The following is an 18,364-nucleotide window of genomic DNA, read 5'->3' on the forward strand; positions in this document are numbered from 1 at the left end:
TATCATTCGGCATTTATTTGAATTTTTTGTAAAACATTCATTGCTACTTCTGCCATCGATTTGGCTGCTGCCTCTGGAGTGTACTGCCCGATCAACTGCTTTGATTTTTCTCCCATTGAGGCAGCAAGCTCTGGATTATCTATAAAACGGCGCATTCCTTCAGCAATTTCTTCTGGGTTTTGCGATTCAAACAAATACCCATTTTCTCCTTCTATCACCATTTCATAAGCGCCTGCACCTTTAGAACACAATATGGGTTTGCCAAATACCATCGCCTCTAGCACCACCATTCCCCATACATCTTCAAAGGTAGGAAAAACAAAGACATCGGCATCCTGAAAATATGCCCCTAGTTGCCCGTAATCTAACCATCCTGTCCAGGTCACACGCTCTGTTAGATTATTGTTTTTAACAAAAACTTCCAATTCCTCACGTTGCGCTCCATCCCCAATAATTACCAGCGAATAATCAGAATATCCCTGACTTGTAAGAAGAGAACATGCCTCCAACAACGACTTTATTCCTTTTCTAGAAATCACTTGCCCGACAAATAGAAAAACCGGACGCTTTAGCTTTAGTTCACTAGGTTTTGCAGCTTCAAGACGTTCCCGCAAAGCTTGGGGTTCAGGCACCAGATAAGTTTTTGTAAAAATTCTCCTTTCCTCAGCTCCAATTACCTTATAAAGATACTTTTTGCCATCGTTACTATTAGCAATAAAAGCATCTGTAAATTTAACCATTAAACGACGCGAAAAGGTACGAAGTTTAGAATCTTCAAAATTTGTATTCGGCGAACTGCCATCATAAATGATTACAACTTTCCAACCTCCCAAGGGTTTGAAAAGCAGTGCTAAAACAGTCCATATAGAAAAAGCGCTGACAAAAACAACATGAGGTTTAAACTCAAGTAACTCATTCACAATCTTTGGGGAAGCTACCATAAAACCGCGACCATAGCCACCCGATACTTGAGTTGCCTCTACAAATTTAAATTTTCCTACAAGTTTAACCGCGGAAGCTCCTGGAGCATCAGCATCGAATTTCGGCCAAAGACAGCCAGTATAAAAAATTGTATTCTTACAGATTTTCGTAAGTTCGTACAAAACAGGTCGCCAGTAAGAGCCAAATTCGACTGAGGGGATCGCAATAGCAATGCGGAGATCGTCTACTTTTAATTCTGTATCGTCAGAATTTCTAATTTTCATGTTCCCACCTGTCCCCGTTTGCTAAAGCTTGAGAAAAGCAATTTTCTGTAGGGCAGCAACCAATAAATAGGCCATAAAATTCCAGCATGGCGCTGAGCAAATAACTTCCTTTCTTGAAATGTAAAATTTTTAGGTTGTTCTGCCTTTTGCCATCGTTCGCGAATCGGCAAATTAGAATCCATCCAGTTTGCGTACAGAGGGTTTCCGGAACAGGTTCCGATGTAGCCTGGAGCTAGCCAAACCGTATATCCTTTTCGTCTCGCGCGTAACCCATAATCGAAGTCTCCCGCATAATGCTTAAAGTCAGGATCTAAGTTTCCGATTGCTTGGAATATCTCTTTAGGAATCAATACACAATTTCCATGCATGGTGTCACATCGTATAGCTTTTTGGCTCGGTTCTAGCCAGCGAAATTTGAAGGGATGCCACCACGTACTTTTCACAACGCCGCCATAAGAAACCGTATTCGTCTCCGGATCGCAAGTCGCCCCGGTTACAATGGCTGCTGCATTTCCTTGCGAGGCTAAAAAATGAGAGGTTGTCAGCAAATTACTTAAAGCTTCTGGGTAAATTAGCGTGTCATCATTCAGCCAGAGATGATAATCATGAGGGTGCTTAATGGCTTCAGAAAATGCCACTCGCATTCCTCCATTCCAGAATAAATTTCCATCTCCCTGGATAATCTTTACTTGAGGATAATGTTGGTTGACGGCTGCTGCTGTACCGTCAGTACTGCCGTCATCTACAAGATAGACCCAAAGATTAACGTTAGTTGGGAGTACCTGGTTGAAAAGTGCCTCTAGACTTGCTAAAGTCTTTTGCTTGCGGTTATAGCAAGTGATAAGAACAGCTATGCTAGTATTTTCCATCAGCGCCTCACATTATTAAAATAAATGTTAGTTGTCATAATAGCTATATTATTCCTGAACTTGGGAATACTAAAATTAGAAGCATGAACAATGTATCAACGTAATTACTTTTTTTGGTCAACCTATATTCTACAATTTAGCAAGCCCTAAGCTTACCTTTTCTAAAATTAAAGAATATTTTCAATATTCTTGATATTGGTTTTTATTAAGCTAGTTTATAGCGGCTTAATTCACTTTCTGAGGTTAACAATATGTCTGAGGCAATGAAATTAAATTTAGGCTCTTTCGACCGCATTTTTTCTGGCTGGATCAATACAGATATTACTCCTCATATCTGGGTTTCAAAAATCCCCTTTTTACCTGATCTCATGTATAAAGTAGGGAAGCTCGATCGAGAACGATATGACGAGCATCAAAAAGGAATTTTTCGTCAGCTTACATATCTGGATCTGACTAAAAAATTTCCCTGGTCTGATAATAGTGTTGATGCAGCATATACATCTCATGTACTTGAGCATTTATACTTGGAAGGCGCTTTAAATTGTATCTCTGAAGTTTATCGAGTTCTGAAGCCAGGTGGAATATTTCGGGTTGCAGTTCCAGACCTCGATCAATTAATAAAGAGCTACAATCCTAGCTGTCCTGAAGTATTTTTGACAGAATTTTTAGAAGCAACGCAGACGTTAGAAAAAAATCGCCACCACTGGCACTATAACGAAAATTCGTTGCGAAAAATTCTCTTGGATACTGGATTTCGGGAAGTGGTTAGAGGCCACTACCGAGACAGTAAAATACCAGGGATTGCAGAACGAGAAGAACGCCCAGAATCCCTATTTATGGAATGTATTAAATAATAGTTGAATTAGTAGGGTGGGCAATGCTCACCCTAAAATTTTATGTTTATGGAACATAAGTGGAGGGGAAAAGAGGGATAAGATGATACAGACCCATATAAGTCTGAAAACCCGTGTTTAAACCTACATAGTATGAAGGAATAATAATATTTACAATGACCAGATAAAATAATATAAAATGCCCCGTAAAGACTTTTTCTTCCCGGATCAGGATAGCAAAAGCGATTAACATTCCAAAAAAACCATAGCCTACATTTCTGCTAGTATCCACAATCAAAAACATTGTAGAAATAGGGAATGCAATTATACTAGCGATCGCACTTACCAAAAGTGTCTCGCCCTGACGCCAAAGTATCCACAAGATATACAGGATAATAATCCACAATAGCTTGTAGGAGAAAAAGAACCCTGCTAACCCCAACATTGGATTTTCAGCTAAGTACTGCAATGCCGTCTTATTCTCCAGTATCAAGTGTGCCTTTACTGGACTATCCAGAGAAAATCCACTGCCAGCAAACCAAATAAAACAATAAATGGGGACTAAGGATAAAGCGGTTAATACTTCTCTTCTGGGAAAACAGAAAATAACAATTGGGATAAAGACAAAAGCACTGGCTTCATGTGTGGCTAAGGCAAAAGCAAGGGTTGCGAGTCTTCCCTGCCGAGTCATAGGGATACAAGCTGGAAGTAATAGCAGGCTAAAAAATAACTGATCGACATAGCCCGGAAATTGACAATTAAAAATTAAATAACTACTGGTTGCAATTGAAAGGTAATATAAACCAAGTTTTTGATAATTTATCGATTTGGATTCAATTTCTTGTTGCCCCTCATCAGTCTCCTTTGAACCGAAGATTTTGGACTCGATAAAGGTTAAAGTCAAGAAGATTAAAAGATAGGTACAAGCCAGAGAAAAAATGTAATATAGGAATGGTCCACTCATATGGATAAAGTTAGCGATCGCTAGCATAAACAAGCGTCGATAATACCAGTCAGCATTTTGACTAAAAGGCTCTAAACTCCTAATGGCATACTCTAAACCCATCACCCCTGGACCTAAAGGATAGCGAAAAGGGACGATGAGTAAAGATATAATTGCAAAGATGGTTAGAGACGCGATCGCTCTTCTTTTAAACCCAAACTGAAATAGTGAATGGCGCGGCTTAATAACCGATATTAAAATTGGGTATGCAATAACTAAAGTTGCGATAAAAAAGAGAAATCCTTTGATAGGGATTATGCCGTAATTAGTAGTAATCTCAGCTAGTTGCTGCGGAGCAGTTTTGGCTAGGATTTCTGGAGAAATTACCCCTTGGCTGAAACGACTTTCGATTGCTTGAACAGTTGTAGAAACCCAATCTTGAGGCAGGCGATTGAAAATTGCTTGAAACGCCATGATTATCCTATTCTTCGGCGCATTCGCTACTGCATACAAAGTAGCTACAGCTATCCAGAAAAAGGCTGGAGGAATAACATTCTTTTCTTTGAGCGTATCAAAGAGTACGTAATGTAAGTATTTCTCTGAGCGTTTCAACATCTAAAAAATCCCTAGATAAAATTTTGTTGGTTATACAACACTGCGTACTATCTCTAAAAAACGCCTACCGTATCCTTTGATTTGTTCAACATTATCCTGTTTAGCTAAACTTTCTTTTTCTACATCTGGTCCTGGTGTTAATGTAGTGAAACTTTTATCAATCAGTGCTGCTAGTTGTTCCGCATTACTACGCTCAAAAAAGTAAGAATCAGGAGGATTCTGCTCCAGGTGAACAGGAAAGTCAGAAAGTAACATGGGTTTACCAAGAGAACGTGCGTCCTCTACAACCGTACTCCAACCTTCAAATAAAGAAGGCTGAATTACAGCTAAAGACCTCCTCATGAGCTGAATTTGGTCTACACGAGGAATTAATCCTAAAAGACGTACTTGTTCGCTAATTCCTAATTCCTCAATTCTTGTTAAGAGGTAATTGTAATAATCAGGATTACGATAATCAGTAGCACTTCCAGTACAAACAACGGTAGGTGTAAGCCCCTGTTGTTTCAGTAGCCCCAAAGCTTCAATTACCACAGCATGATCTTTATGTTTCCAAAATTGATTGCTGATCAGGAAAAATTTATCTGGAAGTTGATAACTTTCTTGCGTTAGTTTAGGATCTAACTCAAACCATTCAGGTGCGGGACAGCTTACAAAATTCATTACAACACTTCGAGAAGCTGCTTCCGGATAAAGATGTTTAAAGTCTTCTTGTGCCATATTGCTACTGAGGACAATAATAGGAGCAGCGTGAGCAATTTGTTGCTGATCTCGATTACGTTGAGCGATTTCTTCCGGAGAGAAAAGGTTGGGTAAGTGATAGTGTTGAAAGTCAGGAATCCAACCTCCCCACTGATAAGGTGAGCGGGTTCCTGCTATCGCCGGGTAAAGAAAATTTATTTTTTGAGGATTTAGTAGTTCCAGAGGAATGAAAGAGATACGCTCAGCTAAAAAATTACACATTTTTAGATAGGCACGCTGCCACTTGGAAGTAGCATAAATTTGGTTAACGTAACCCCGGGCTGGTTCTATTAAATTTATATCTTTATCGTGAACAGCGATTGTTAGCTTGATATTCGCTTTTTCTGTTTCTGGTAAAGTAGCGATCGCACGAGCTAAATTCTGAATATATAGCACGCCCCCTAGCCAGCCAGAGCCACCCACCATGTTGAGGCAAATATGTAGATTTTTTACCATCCTAAAATCTCAGCTCGACACCATTGAACATAGACGTTTACACCCCTTTCTATCGTTACTTCAGGGGTAAATCCAATTTGGGAAAGTTTGCTCATATCGGCTTGCCAGTTTATCGGAGTTCCGACAGGAGTACTATTATCAAATTCAACCGGAATATCTTCTCCTAGTTTAGCTAACACTAATGCTGCTAATTCTTTGATTGTTGTTTCGACACCATTTGCAAGGTTATAAACCTCGGCTTCAAAATTAGCTTTTTCAGCAAGAATCTGAAGTGCCCTTGCTACGTCTCTACCATGAATAAAATCGCGGCTTTCGTTGCCAGTACCTCGTAACTTTAGTGCGGGGTTTATCAAAGCTTTTTGACACATATCCCAAAGAACTTGTCGCCTCAGTCCTGGCCCATAACCCGAAAAAATGCGTACTATAGCAGTGGGTAAGTTATAAACTTGGAAAAACTCAGCGCAAAGTTGCTCAGACATCAGCTTATGAAAGCCGTAGGGAGAAATTGGCTTCAAGCTTTGGTTTTCCTGAATGGGTAAGGTTTCTGGATTTCCATAGACAGCAGCACTAGAAAGATAGATTAAGCGACATTTTGGAACATAAAGACGTAATGTATCTAAAAGGTTGAAAGTGACAGCAACACTGTTGCTAAAATCTGCTGATGGATCGCTAATTGAAAGCTCTACTGAAGCTCTTCCAGCGCAGTGAATACAAACTTCCGGTTGCAACTCTTGAACAATTTTTGCTAGATCCGCAGAAGGCAAATTTAATTGTTCATAGCGAAACAAATCTTGTCTAGGTGCATTCTCTGGAGGGCGATTTCCCAGCCCAATAACACTCCATCCAGTTTCTGTAAACTGACGAGCAACATATCGCCCGATAAACCCTGTAACACCTGTAATTAAAACAGTTTTCATGGAAATATTTTTTATTTATTCGTAAAATTATCTATTTTCTTCCTACTTTGTTAGTCTAAATCCCCGAAGAACTTGCTAACAGCGATTGTTGGCATTCTAGTAGCGGGAAAATTTTTTTTTAATATTGCTAAATATTCATCTTCACCAGGAAGATATCGATCGCCATCTTCAGAATAATCTTTAGCCCTTACCCACTCTTGCAATCGCATATCAAATCTTTTAACGATTCGACATGGATTTCCTACCACCACGCTGAATGGGGGAATATTGCAATTTACTAAGGTGGAAGCTCCAATGATTGAGCCGTATCCTACTTGGACGCCTTTCAAAATAGTCACGTCTACACCCAGCCAGCAATTTGTGCCGATGTCTATTACTCCATCAGTAGTTGTTAAAGCAGTGTGATACGGAATAAACGGAGAAGTGTATTCGTGCCCACTTCCTAACAGTTTACAGTCATTACCAATTAAACTGTAGTCACCGACTTTTATTAAAGCTCCAGCACTATAAAAGTTTCTGCGACCGATAAAACAGTTATCACCAACAATGACAGAAATTTTTTCTTTTTCTCGTTTGTTAATGACAATTACTGTTTCCGAACCGATAACTGAATTTTGACCAATTTTTACATTACCCCACCCCAGTACATGAACCGATGGATCGATATAAGAGTTTTTACCTACATTTTGCCTTTTACTAAAATGGGCTTTTAAGTTACCTCCTAGCCATTTAATCCTGTCTATTTGAGCGTCTGTTAGTTTAGATACTATAAAGCGCTTCATTGCTTTTTACCCGCGATCGCTTACTACTTCTTTGCTATTTAAAATCTTCCGTTCACCTTCAGGAACTTTGCCAATAATCTGGGCTGGATTCCCCGCAACAATCGTCCAAGCAGGGACATCTTTTGTAACGACTGAGCCAGCACCGATAATTGAGCATTTTCCAATCGTCACCCCTCTTAAAATAATTGAGTTACAAGCAATCCAAACATCCTCTTCAATAATGACTGGTTTTCCATTTAGGTTTAAGTCTTTAGGAAAGCCTTTTTGGATAATGTGAACGAATTGTTGATGACGCGCTACCGGATCGAGTGGATGAGTTTGATTGTCGAATATATTTACATTATGAGCAATGATTGTTCTATCTTTTATTTCAATTAAAGTGTCTGACCAAATTTTAGAGCCTTGGGCTAAATAACAGAAATTGCCTATTTTTATTTTTCCTCCAGGAAAAGTCATTAATTGACCTTCGATGTGAGTGTTTTCACCAAGAATAATACTATTTTTATCGCGATCGTGGCTTATCAGTGAATTGTGGTCTAAAACGCTTGAACTATTGCCAATTACACACTTTTTTTTGGTTAAATTAGCATTAATTTTAAACTTAATTTTGGAGAAGGGGTTCATCTCGTAATTACTCCTTAAGCAAAACTTTTTTGAAGTTTATTTTTAACTTTAGTAAATAGGCTTCTATTGTCAAAAAAGTTTTTTTGAAATAAGGTATCTGCTTCTACATCTCGAATCATAAAAGGAGGATGCTTCAAAGGAAAGCTAATTTCTTGCGTCCCCATTTTACCTAAGGGATTTTCAGTAGAAAAAGTGTGAGTTGCATTAGCTCCGAAACCAATATTCGTAATCAAATTAACTTCAGGCACTATTTTTAATCCATGTTGAAGCCAACAAGCTAGCAACCATTGATAATCCCAACAGGATCTGTTTTTATTTTGGTAGGCATCTTGAAATATTTTTTGCCAAAATAAATAATGTTTTGGTACCCTTAAGTAATTTTCTAGGAACCGACTCTCGAAAATTTCAGGCCATTGCTTAATGTCATAATCAAAATATTTCCAAGCTCTACGCCAGGATGCCCAACCCCAATTTCCACCAAAGTAGGAAAAATAATAACTTTGCCCGGGTAATTTCCGTTCGCCTAAAAGATTGGTTCCCGCAATACTCATTACTCTTTCATCATCGCGATATTTTTCTAATAACTCCTCGCAAAACTGAAAGAAAGTTGGATGAGGTAAACAATCATCCTCGAAAAGGATGGCTTCTTCTACTTGTTCAAATACCCAATTAATACCTGTAGCTGGACGTAAACCGCAGCCTAAATTTACATCTGAATAATTTTTTAGAACTTCGCAATCCCAATCTACAGTGTCAATAATTGCACGAGCAGCAGCGCACTTTTCTGCTTCACCTAGTTGATCGCTACGAGGGCCATCAGCAACTACTAAAAGCTTCGGCGGTTTTGCCTGACGAATTACCTCAAAAACCTTGGATGTAGTCTCAGGTCGTTTAAAGATTAACAAAGCAACGGGAGTTTTCATGGTCACTTATCAGCAGTCATATTCTGTTTATATTCGGAGTAATGTAGGAGCATACTGGAAGCGATCGCTCCTATTTCATCTAAAGGAGTCTGAAGCGAAACATAGCGATATCGAAAAGCAGCCAATCGAGGCTCTGTCTCTTGATAGAGGATATCTTGCGCCACGTTTCCCCACCGATCCTCTGGCATCAGATCGAGAGTCATGCCAGCATGACCAGAAGGTAACAGCATATTAGAACCATGTACACCAATGACCAAGCGGCTTTGGGAATAAACTTGGCACATTTGCCTCTCAGTGTCTGAATTAAACTTGTTTACCCGCAAATCTTCAATCCAGTCGGGAAACTGAGTTTTCCTCCCCAAACCAGCGATCGTAAACTTTGCTAAAGGAACTTTAGAGCGAATCTTTAAAAATAGTTTTTGCACCCTTTCATTCTGAAGCTTGAGGGCAATATCAACCATCTTTAATTTCCTCAAGGTTTTGAAGAGAAGCGGATTACACCAAATCCGATCGTCGCGCCAAATAAAGGTTATTTGGTTTGAATCTTTATCAAAGCTATGAGTGGGAACCCGCGTAAATTTACTAATATCAAACTGACTCGGATGAGAATATGCCTTACTTACGTAAATTTTATCAAAACGCTTGGATTCCTCAGAGATAAATTGGTCAAACTTCGGATAGTAGCATTGCCCTTGCTGTAAAGAGATATTTACCGTCCAAATTTCTGTAACGCCCTCTGGAACCATCCATCTCAAAAACTTTGGGACGATGACAATTAAGCCGCAATCTGGGTAATTATTTAGATATCTTTGGACATTAAGCAGCTTTAACAAACTATGCCCATAAAGATAATCAATACAGTTTAAGATAATGACACGTTGATGCTGCTTAAAAACCTCCTTAGATATCGCAATCTCTTCAGATTGGGGATTTTGCAGAGAGTAAAGAAGTTTTTGACCTAACCAATATTTACAAGATTCATTTCCAAAAACGTCGCCTTTTGCTAAATCAATTTGATAAGGAAAAGTGACAGCATGACCAACTTCTAAATCTTCAATAATTTCTATATTACAGGAGTCGCACTTAGATTTTACGCAAATATGCATTCCCTGCCAAAGAATACCTTGAGGCTTCAGCAGTGTACCGCTGTGGGGACAGGTGGATTTGTGCTGAATGCTTGGTTTTATTTCAATCATTGCACGATTCCTTTAATTCTTGTAGCAGCCTTATATAAATTGCAAGAACGTAAAATAAACTTACTGATTGGCTTTAAATCGGGAATTATAAAGTTGAGAACTACAGTTACGATGAAATAAGTAATCAAGGTTGCTATGGTGGCTCCAACCGCCCCATACTTAGGAATTAGATGTAAATTTAAAACTATATTTATGACTGCCCCTATAAAGGTTAAAAGTAATTCATTTTTGGCTTTTCCTTCAATCATAATAAACGCATTTCTCGCAAGACCAAAACCGCTACCAAACTGTGACCAAACATAGATTGATAATATTATTGCTGAAGCTGCATACTTATCTCCGTACAAGAAATGAACAATGTAAGTGGAAAGCAGTGAAACTGGAATTGCGATTATCAACCACAAAATTAAGGTTAAATCAAAGTAAGCCTGAAATTTTTTGAAATATTCAATCTCCCCTTGAGCCTTCGCTTCAGTGAGTTTTGGGAAAAAAGATATTTGCATGATAGAGGGAATAAAATCAAATATCTGCGAGATCTTCACAGCAGCGGCATAAATGCCTAATTCATATTTAGGATCGAATTTAAGTTCTTGAGCAGAGAAGGAACCCAGCATGACCTGATCGATAGTGGAATAAATATAAATGGCGATTCCTGACACAATCAGGGGCCAGCTTTCTTTGATTAAGTTTTTCGCCTGAGGGAGACTGCTACGCCATGCTTTTATATCTTGTCCACTAGTCTGATAAATTATTATCAATCCCACAGCAGCTAAGGCAAGCTCTCCACATCTTGCCCAGGCAAATGCAATGAGAGGAGCTTTAATTTGAATTAAGACAATTCTGACAGCACAGACAAGCAAATAGGCGCAGTTTTTAACAACAACTGTATACTTAGATTTAACTTGTGAGCGGAACCAGAGATCGATCGTCTCGAAAGCTTGAAAAATGGTTCCAGCAGCGATAATTCCTACCAGCCAATGAGTTAAAGAGTCCTGGGGCTGTAGTAAGGAAATTGCGCCAACCGCTAACAAAGTTGTTACAGCACCGCCAATAAGTTTTAGTACGAGGGAAGTCCCAAGTGTTTCATTCTTGGTAAACGGATCGCGCACAATGTCGCGTACTACGATGCTATCAAGCCCCAGGTTGGCAATTGGCCCCAACAGCGCTACAAATGCGATCGCATAATTAAATAAGCCAAACTGTTCCGGCCCTAGATAGCGAGCCACCCATATCCCTACAATTAGGCTTAAGCCCATTTGGAGGATTTTGTCAGCGAACAGCCACGCGATGTTGCTGAACACCTTGCGTAGACCAGGGCTAAGCTTTTGATTGACCAGACTCAGCTTGTCTAACATTAGAATTGGGCAATTTATGAAGGAATAAAGATAGGGTTTGAGAACTGGGTCGTCCTACAAAACCCTATTTGTTGTTGCGGTGAACAGAACGGAATCGATTATTTACCTTTAGCACCTTGCAAGACTTTTCTCACAAATTTTGCGGTTCGCATTAGTTTCGGTTGCTCCCACAAATACTGCAATAAATCTGTTTTCAGTTTCGCTGCCGCTGAATAATTTTTGTACATTGCAGGAATCAAACGATACTTCATTCCTTTGTACGTGGCATAATCTACAGCAGTCGGAGATTCTGCATTGCGGCTACCGAATTCATATATTGCTGGTAAATAATGAGCCGTGAGAGATTTGCGAGAATATTGGGGATTGAGTGTTTCCAAGGAACCGTGAATCGTTCTAGAGTTCCAGAATAAGACGTCCCCTTTTTTCAAGGCAGGAGCTTGAATATTACTCTTGTGAACATTGATATACTCCTTCAACTTTTCCAAGTAAAACCGATTAGATAGTTTTTCATCATCTGTTAACTCAAAGTCAACCAGATGAGATGTTGGTAAAACATAGAATCGACCCGCTTCTTCGTGGATATCCTCCAGAGCAAACCATCCAGCCAGCAAATGACCATTGGGCATGGAATCTAAATAGTACCAATCTTGATGGGCAGGGGTAGCTGTGTTCATATCAAAGAACATAGTTTGCATGAGGTTATGCTCCTTACTACCCGTCAGTTCAGTCAGTGCTTCCCTAACCTGCTGCAAACAGAAAACTTCTTTAGCTGCCTCAGTAAATCCTGGATAATCTGGGTAATCGTGAACATCTCTAAAAGATTCTTCAGAATATCCATTGGGAGTAATTGTATTGGTTTCCCATTTATTCGTTGATTGTCTAAAGAAAGGAGAGTTAGATGAAAGGATATTGGAGTTATACTCTTTTAAAATATTATTAATTAAATTTTCAGGAATGAGATTTCTAAAGACATAGTATCCGTTAGTTTCGTAATAATCTTTAGGGGTGTCCATAAATTAAATCCTTTAGGAACTGATTGTTTTAGTTCACTTTTAAACGTATATTATTAGATATCGAGAAAATTTTCCTACGTAAATATCCGGAAATTAGATAGCGAGAAAGTTTTCCTAGGTAAATATCCCGAAAAAGTGTTGAATGTTATTGCAACACGGCTTAACATATTTGGCTGAAACTCATCCTTAATTAAAGCGATCGCTTACCGAGCCTCTAACCCTTCTAGCGATCGCCTGCTTGGTTAGGCACCCCTCAAGACCGGCAAATCAGTTCTTAAGCGCTGGAATTCTCTTGAGAACTGTTTCCTGTAGCGTCCAGGCATAATCGAACTGTTGCTATAACATAAAACAGCCAAGCATAGGTAATTGATATCAATCCAGTTTCAGTAATATTTGTCAGAACTGCCCAGGTAATCAGTAGCAGGGGCATGACTAATTCAGGTTCTTGGGTACGCTTCATATACTGAACTGCTAAAGCAATATTCGTTAAGAAAGAAAGGCAAAAGAACCCTAATCCTACGAATCCCAAGTCTACAGCTAGGTCTAAAAAACCATTATGAGAATGCTCTGGCTTAAATTGGGTTTTTACCACGATGATGTCAGCCGCTGGATCGGCTGCTCCTCGCCAAGACTGCCAAAATCCTTGGTATCCATAGCCCAGCAGTGGATGTTGTTTAATGTGGTTGATTACTAAAGGCCAGAAGTCTGTGCGTCCGGTTAATGTCAAATCTTTATTCAGTGTATCTACAATAATAAATTCGGCATTTTGGGTAATTACAATACACAAACACATGGCGATAGCCATAAAAAAGATTATGCAGGCAAAAGCTAATCGTGGAGGCAAGTTTTTGATAAAGCGGATAACGATTAACACGCTTATCAGTAGAACCAACAGAACTTTCCCCATTCCGCTATTTGAGCGTTGTAAAGAAAAAATAGATAAAGCAGCAAAACCCAGAGATTGCCATTTAGTTTTTGGTTTGCGAACTGACTGTATATAACACATAACAGCTGTTAGACCCATCAAGAATCCAAAAGCATTTCCGTGGGGTAAAATTCCTTGCCAGCCCTTAGACGTTACTCCAATTGACGGTCTGAACAAAGCATAAAATACACTCAGTAAAAGTATGATTTTGTTGATAGTAAGCAATAAATCAAATAGTTCTTTCCATTTATACTGCTTACCAACGTAAACACAAAAAGCAGTTGTGCCTAAAAAAACTATACTAGCTTTGAGTGTATAAGTTGGAGTTCCTGACCAAGCCGCAGATAGAATTAATAAAAAGAGTAATCCGCAAAAATAAACATTATTAATGAGAAGCCTAGAAATAACAAAAACTGAGTCTTTAATATTTTGCAAGAATCGCGAATAAATAATGAATATAAAGGTGGCGTAAATGCCGATTTGAAAAATCGTCGAATAAAGCTTTTTTCCCTGTAGATATAAAGCTCTAGGATGGATTTTATCAAATCCGCTTAAAGTAACTCCTGCGATCGCAAAGATTATTAAACCAATAAAAACTTTTTCTAATGTTTTAGAGGTCGCTTGACTTCTACCAGCAAAGTTAAACAATAATAAGATATAAATAATCGCACTGGTGGCAGCGATTATTAACAATAGAGGGTTTGAAGCGAGAGTACTCATGTTTAATATTCTTAGACAAGAAATAACGCGAAGCTGACCCTATATGAGTATAGCGACTGATTAAACCAGAGAAGAATAATGAATTTCCGTATATTTACGAGTATTTAATTCTTTTAAAGATACAAACTAAAAACTAGTAACTTCAAAAAGCTTACTATAAATAGGTTTAAGAGATTTACCTATAAAATGAGGATAAATAAATACTATTTAGAGTGGCAGGTTTCTACTCACACAGCTTAAATTTAAAAATATAAAACAAGTAGGTTATGTATGGTCGATCTAGGTTTTTATAGACAACTCACTCGAACTTCTGCCGGGATAACCTTAGTGGCAACATTTGCCTTTGCTTGCCCCAATCCTACGCAGGGGACTGTACCGCGTTTTCAAAAACCTACAATTCTTGCACAAGCGAATACTAATCCTGCTCGACCAGATATAGCCTATACATTGGGTGGAGGCGATCGCATCCGCCTTGATATCTTCGAGGTTCCCCAATATAGCGGCGAGTACCAAGTTCTCGCAGATGGCTCCTTATCCCTACCCTTGATTGGAACCCTATCGGTTCAGGGGCTAACCGTGCCACAAGCGACGAATGCCATTTCATCTGCATACTTTCGCTTCCTCAAACGACCCATCATCACCATTAGCGTTCTGTCTCCTCGCCCTATCAATGTTCGGGTGGGAGGAGAGGTGACTCGCCCAGGGGGCTTCACAATTCCTCTGATAGCTGGAGTCGGGAGCGTGCCTGGGTTCCAATATCCCACCGTAACCCAGGCAATTGAGCTGGCACAGGGAATTACGCTGACGGCTGATATTCGTAAGGTTCAGGTGCGTCGCAAGCTAGCATCCGGTTCCGAGCAAGTAATCAATCTGAATCTTTGGGATCTGATACAAACCGGCGACAGCAGGCAAGATTTAAATTTGCGGGATGGAGACACTGTCTTTATTCCCACAACCAGCACCATTAACTTAGACGAAGTACGCCAAATTGCCACGACTCGTTTTTCACCTCCTTTAGAGGAACCCCGCAGTGTTGCAGTCGTAGGAGAAGTCAACCGTCCTGGTACTTATGTTGTGATTGGAGGAAAGACAACACTAGAGCAAAGAACCCTGGGGCTGCCAACTGTAACGCGGGCAATCGATTTGGCTGGGGGGATTAAGCCCTTGGCAGATATTCGCCGTATCCAGCTGCGGCGACTCACCAAAGCAGGGACAGAACAAATCATCGATCTGAATCTTTGGCAACTCTTGCAGGCTGGGGATTTCAGTCAAGATACGCTTTTGCAAGATGGAGATACCATTTTCATTCCCACTGCATCAGCAGTTAACCCGGCAGAAATTTCTGAATTAGCGACCACTAGCTTTTCTCCCGGTACTATTAAGGTAAGTGTGGTCGGAGAAGTGAAAAGTCCAGGAGTGGTGCAGGTTGCGCCAAACACAACCTTGAATCAAGCATTGCTGACTGCGGGAGGATTCAATGATGCTAGAGCGAATCGAAAGGCGGTTGATTTAATTCGCCTCAACCCTGACGGTACAGTGTCAAAAAGTAAAGTCAATATTGATTTAACCCAAGGAATCAATGAGACAAATAATCCACTCGTCCGCAATAACGACATTATTGTCGTCAGCCGTTCTGGAAGCGCCAAAACTTCTGACAGTGTGCGAACATTCTTAGAACCGATCGAAAAGGTTTTCACATTCTTCAACATTTTTAATTTATTTGGAATCTTGGGAGACGATGACTAGGTAAGCATATATTCAGGGTGTATCTATAAACGTTTTCTTAAACCGTAGTTAGCTTTTTTTGTTCTATCTACTTCTATCTAATAGGTAAATGGATACCGAACACAATTCACAGCCGTTCTTTAATAAGCGCACTAGTAATAGCAAGTTGACTCAGTCCTTGCCAGGGCACCTGACTCGACCCTCTGACGACAGTGAGGAACAGAAGCTGGACTTGGCATGGCTATTAGGGGTTGTGCGCCGCCGACTCCCAGTTATGGCAGGGGTAACAATTATATTAACTGTCATGTCAGGAAGCATGATTGTCTTTACCTCAAAGCAGATTGCTCCAGAATACGAAGGAGCTTTTCGGCTTTTGGTGGAACCCGTGACTGCTGAAGATAGATTGGCGAAGCAATTTTTATCGTCTCAAACGAACAATGCAGATATCCAAAAAATCGAAGTAGAAAAATCTAGTTTATTGGATTATGAGACGCAAATCCGAGTTTTGCAAAGTACGAAATTAATGTTGCCAGTCATCAAGGAATTGCAAAAAAAATATCCGGAGATAACATATAACTCCTTAATGACGAAACTCTTAATTTTTCGAGTCAATTATGAAAAAGATGGAGTTCAATACGGCACCAAAATTTTAGAAGTTAGTTACCGGGATGAAGACCAGCAAAAAATTCAGTTTGTATTGGATAGTCTTTATAAAAATTATCTGAATTACAGCCGCCAAGAGCGCCTGTCAAGCCTTAAACAAGGAATTGAGTTTATCAATCAGCAGCTACCTCAGCTACAAGGGCAAGTTGATACGCTGCAAGCACAACTCCAAAAACTGCGGCAGCAGTATAATGTCAGCGATCCGGAACAAGCAGATTCCTTGCTATACGAGCAGGCTTTGACGCTTGAAAGACAAAGATCGGATACCCAAGCGGAACTCGCTGACGCGCAAGCGCAATATGCCAGTATGCAAAAACAGTTGCAAGAAGGGAACTCTACCGCAATTTTGTCTACTGATGCAAAAACCTACGAAACCTTGCTAGCGCAGATTCAAACTCTAGATAGTACTATTGCGGCACAATCCCCCCAATTTCGGGACGATAGCCCACCGATTCTGGTTCTTAAGGAAAAGCGGGAAAATTTGCAACGGTTGCTGAGCGAACAAGCCCAAGGGCTTCTCAAAAAATTGGAGGGAAGAATCCAAGGAATACAGGAGCGCTACCAAACAATTCTGAAAACTGAAAGGAAAATCAAAGCACAACTGCAAGAATTACCTGCGGTAGCCCGCCAGCACGCCGATATACAGCGAAAATTATTAGTTGCAACCGATAACCTCAAGCAATTTTTAGGCAAACGAGAAGCCTTGAACTTAGATGCTGCCCAGCAGGAAGTGCCTTGGGAACTGATTGAAGAGCCTCAGCTACGGCGCGATGAAGATGGCAACCTGATATCAGTAGCAACGAAACAAACGAAAAAACAGTTAGCGATCGCAATTGTTTTAAGTGCGCTATTGGGTATCGGGTTGGGTTTTCTCATCGAGGCTCTCAATACAGTCTTCCATACCCCCGAAGATGTCAAAGGGGAAACGAAACTGCCGATTTTGGGAGTGATTCCTTTTGCCAAGGAACTCAAGAAACCGCCCAAGAAACCCAGCAAACTCTCTACCGCAGCGGATGTTGCCGGTTTAAATCAACTTTTGGGTGACAATAAAGCAAATGGCAATGGTCGCAAGAAGCTAAATGTATACACCGATTCGCCATTTTTGGAAGCCTTCCGTTCTCTCTATACCAATATTCGCTTGCTCAGTTCCGGGACGCCGATTACTTCTTTGGCAATCAGTTCCGCAACACCGGGAGATGGAAAATCAACGGTTGCCATTCACTTGGCGAAAGCCGCAGCGGCAATTGGTCAGCGGGTATTATTGATAGACGCCGATTTGCGGCGTCCGAGTCTGCATACTCGCTTAAGCTTACCGAACGTGCGCGGACTCAGCGATATCATCGCCACGGATTTGAGTCTGAATGATGCCATTCAGCGATCGCCAGAAGACAACAACCTGTTTGTCTTAACATCGGGTCACAACTCTTCAGACCCGATCAAACTGCTTTCGTCAGATAAAATGCAGTATCTGATCGAGCAATTTCAAGCCCGTTTCGACTTAGTGATCTACGACTCACCACCCCTAGTTGGTTTAGCAGACAGCAACATCTTGGCAGCGAATACAGATGGCACTATTTTAGTTGTGGGGATCGATCAAACAGACCGTTCCATGCTGATGAAAGCATTAGATGGACTAAAAATCTCCGGTGGCACAGTCTTGGGTATCGTCGCCAATGGCATTAAAGGGTATACTTCTCCCGCGTATCCTTCCTATAGCCGCACCTATAGTCGCAATTAAGCGAGCTTCGGGGCAGGGGCGTATTCTTATGTTCGCTGAGTCCATGCTTGGCTTTGCTGTGCTAACAGCACTGACTATCCAGTTTCTATAAAAGCGATCGCACAAGTGCAGAGCTTTTTAAGAA

Annotated in this window: 15 protein-coding genes; 3 read left to right on the top strand and 12 right to left on the bottom strand. The window is 40.3% G+C overall.

The window, feature by feature from the left end; all coding sequences use genetic code 11:
- Positions 1–2: 2 nt before the first annotated feature.
- Together NDA03_RS10490 and NDA03_RS10495 are read right to left on the bottom strand one after the other, a co-directional pair.
- Positions 3–1,205, bottom strand: a complete 1,203-nt coding sequence (locus NDA03_RS10490) for a glycosyltransferase family 4 protein (protein WP_190411849.1) — start codon at positions 1,203–1,205, stop codon at positions 3–5.
- Entirely contained in the window at positions 1,202–2,074 is an 873-nt protein-coding gene (locus NDA03_RS10495; RefSeq protein WP_190411848.1) for a glycosyltransferase family 2 protein, read from the bottom strand. The genes NDA03_RS10490 and NDA03_RS10495 overlap by 4 nt, the downstream gene beginning before the upstream one ends.
- A gap of 251 nt (positions 2,075–2,325) precedes the next feature.
- Between NDA03_RS10495 and NDA03_RS10500 the strand changes: the two genes are divergently transcribed.
- A complete protein-coding gene (locus NDA03_RS10500) occupies positions 2,326–2,928 on the top strand; it encodes a methyltransferase domain-containing protein (RefSeq protein ID WP_339380615.1) in 603 nt (200 codons plus the stop codon).
- A 46-nt stretch (positions 2,929–2,974) separates the two neighbouring features.
- On the opposite strand, the gene NDA03_RS10505 is transcribed toward NDA03_RS10500, so the two are convergent.
- From NDA03_RS10505 to NDA03_RS10550, 10 genes are all read right to left on the bottom strand, one after another.
- Positions 2,975–4,465 (bottom strand): hypothetical protein, encoded by a 1,491-nt coding sequence (locus NDA03_RS10505; protein WP_190411846.1) that lies wholly within the window; start codon positions 4,463–4,465, stop codon positions 2,975–2,977.
- 30 nt (positions 4,466–4,495) lie between these two features.
- Entirely contained in the window at positions 4,496–5,629 is a 1,134-nt protein-coding gene (locus tag NDA03_RS10510) for a glycosyltransferase family 1 protein (RefSeq protein WP_339380614.1), read from the bottom strand.
- A 23-nt stretch (positions 5,630–5,652) separates the two neighbouring features.
- The gene (locus NDA03_RS10515) at positions 5,653–6,576 is read right to left on the bottom strand and encodes an NAD-dependent epimerase/dehydratase family protein (RefSeq protein ID WP_190411844.1); all 924 of its coding nucleotides are present in this window, start codon (positions 6,574–6,576) and stop codon (positions 5,653–5,655) included.
- Positions 6,577–6,626: 50 nt separating this feature from the next.
- Positions 6,627–7,358 carry an acyltransferase gene (locus NDA03_RS10520; protein WP_348237981.1) on the bottom strand — a complete coding sequence of 244 codons (732 nt, stop codon included), beginning with the start codon at positions 7,356–7,358 and terminating at the stop codon, positions 6,627–6,629.
- A 6-nt stretch (positions 7,359–7,364) separates the two neighbouring features.
- Complete coding sequence (locus NDA03_RS10525; RefSeq protein ID WP_190411842.1) at positions 7,365–7,982, bottom strand: acyltransferase; 618 nt, start codon at positions 7,980–7,982, stop codon at positions 7,365–7,367.
- Positions 7,983–7,996: 14 nt separating this feature from the next.
- Positions 7,997–8,905: a glycosyltransferase family 2 protein gene (locus NDA03_RS10530; protein WP_348232665.1), complete on the bottom strand. Its 909-nt coding sequence runs from the start codon at positions 8,903–8,905 to the stop codon at positions 7,997–7,999.
- Between the two features lie 2 nt (positions 8,906–8,907).
- Positions 8,908–10,101, bottom strand: coding sequence for a hypothetical protein (locus NDA03_RS10535; RefSeq protein ID WP_190411840.1), 1,194 nt, complete (start codon positions 10,099–10,101; stop codon positions 8,908–8,910).
- Complete coding sequence (locus NDA03_RS10540; RefSeq protein WP_190411839.1) at positions 10,098–11,456, bottom strand: flippase; 1,359 nt, start codon at positions 11,454–11,456, stop codon at positions 10,098–10,100. Before NDA03_RS10540 ends, NDA03_RS10535 begins: the two co-directional genes overlap by 4 nt.
- A 98-nt stretch (positions 11,457–11,554) precedes the next feature.
- Positions 11,555–12,469 carry a phytanoyl-CoA dioxygenase family protein gene (locus NDA03_RS10545; protein WP_190411838.1) on the bottom strand — a complete coding sequence of 305 codons (915 nt, stop codon included), beginning with the start codon at positions 12,467–12,469 and terminating at the stop codon, positions 11,555–11,557.
- Between the two features lie 274 nt (positions 12,470–12,743).
- A complete protein-coding gene (locus NDA03_RS10550) occupies positions 12,744–14,114 on the bottom strand; it encodes an O-antigen ligase family protein (RefSeq protein ID WP_190411837.1) in 1,371 nt (456 codons plus the stop codon).
- A 270-nt stretch (positions 14,115–14,384) separates the two neighbouring features.
- Here NDA03_RS10550 and NDA03_RS10555 point away from each other — a divergent pair, with 270 nt between their 5' ends.
- Both NDA03_RS10555 and NDA03_RS10560 read left to right on the top strand, forming a co-directional pair.
- Positions 14,385–15,860 (top strand): SLBB domain-containing protein, encoded by a 1,476-nt coding sequence (locus tag NDA03_RS10555; RefSeq protein WP_190411836.1) that lies wholly within the window; start codon positions 14,385–14,387, stop codon positions 15,858–15,860.
- A gap of 88 nt (positions 15,861–15,948) precedes the next feature.
- The gene (locus tag NDA03_RS10560) at positions 15,949–18,240 is read left to right on the top strand and encodes a polysaccharide biosynthesis tyrosine autokinase (protein ID WP_190411835.1); all 2,292 of its coding nucleotides are present in this window, start codon (positions 15,949–15,951) and stop codon (positions 18,238–18,240) included.
- The last annotated feature ends 124 nt before the right edge of the window (positions 18,241–18,364 follow it).

This window comes from Trichocoleus sp. Lan, assembly GCF_039961855.1.
Classification (GTDB): domain Bacteria; phylum Cyanobacteriota; class Cyanobacteriia; order Cyanobacteriales; family FACHB-T130; genus FACHB-T130.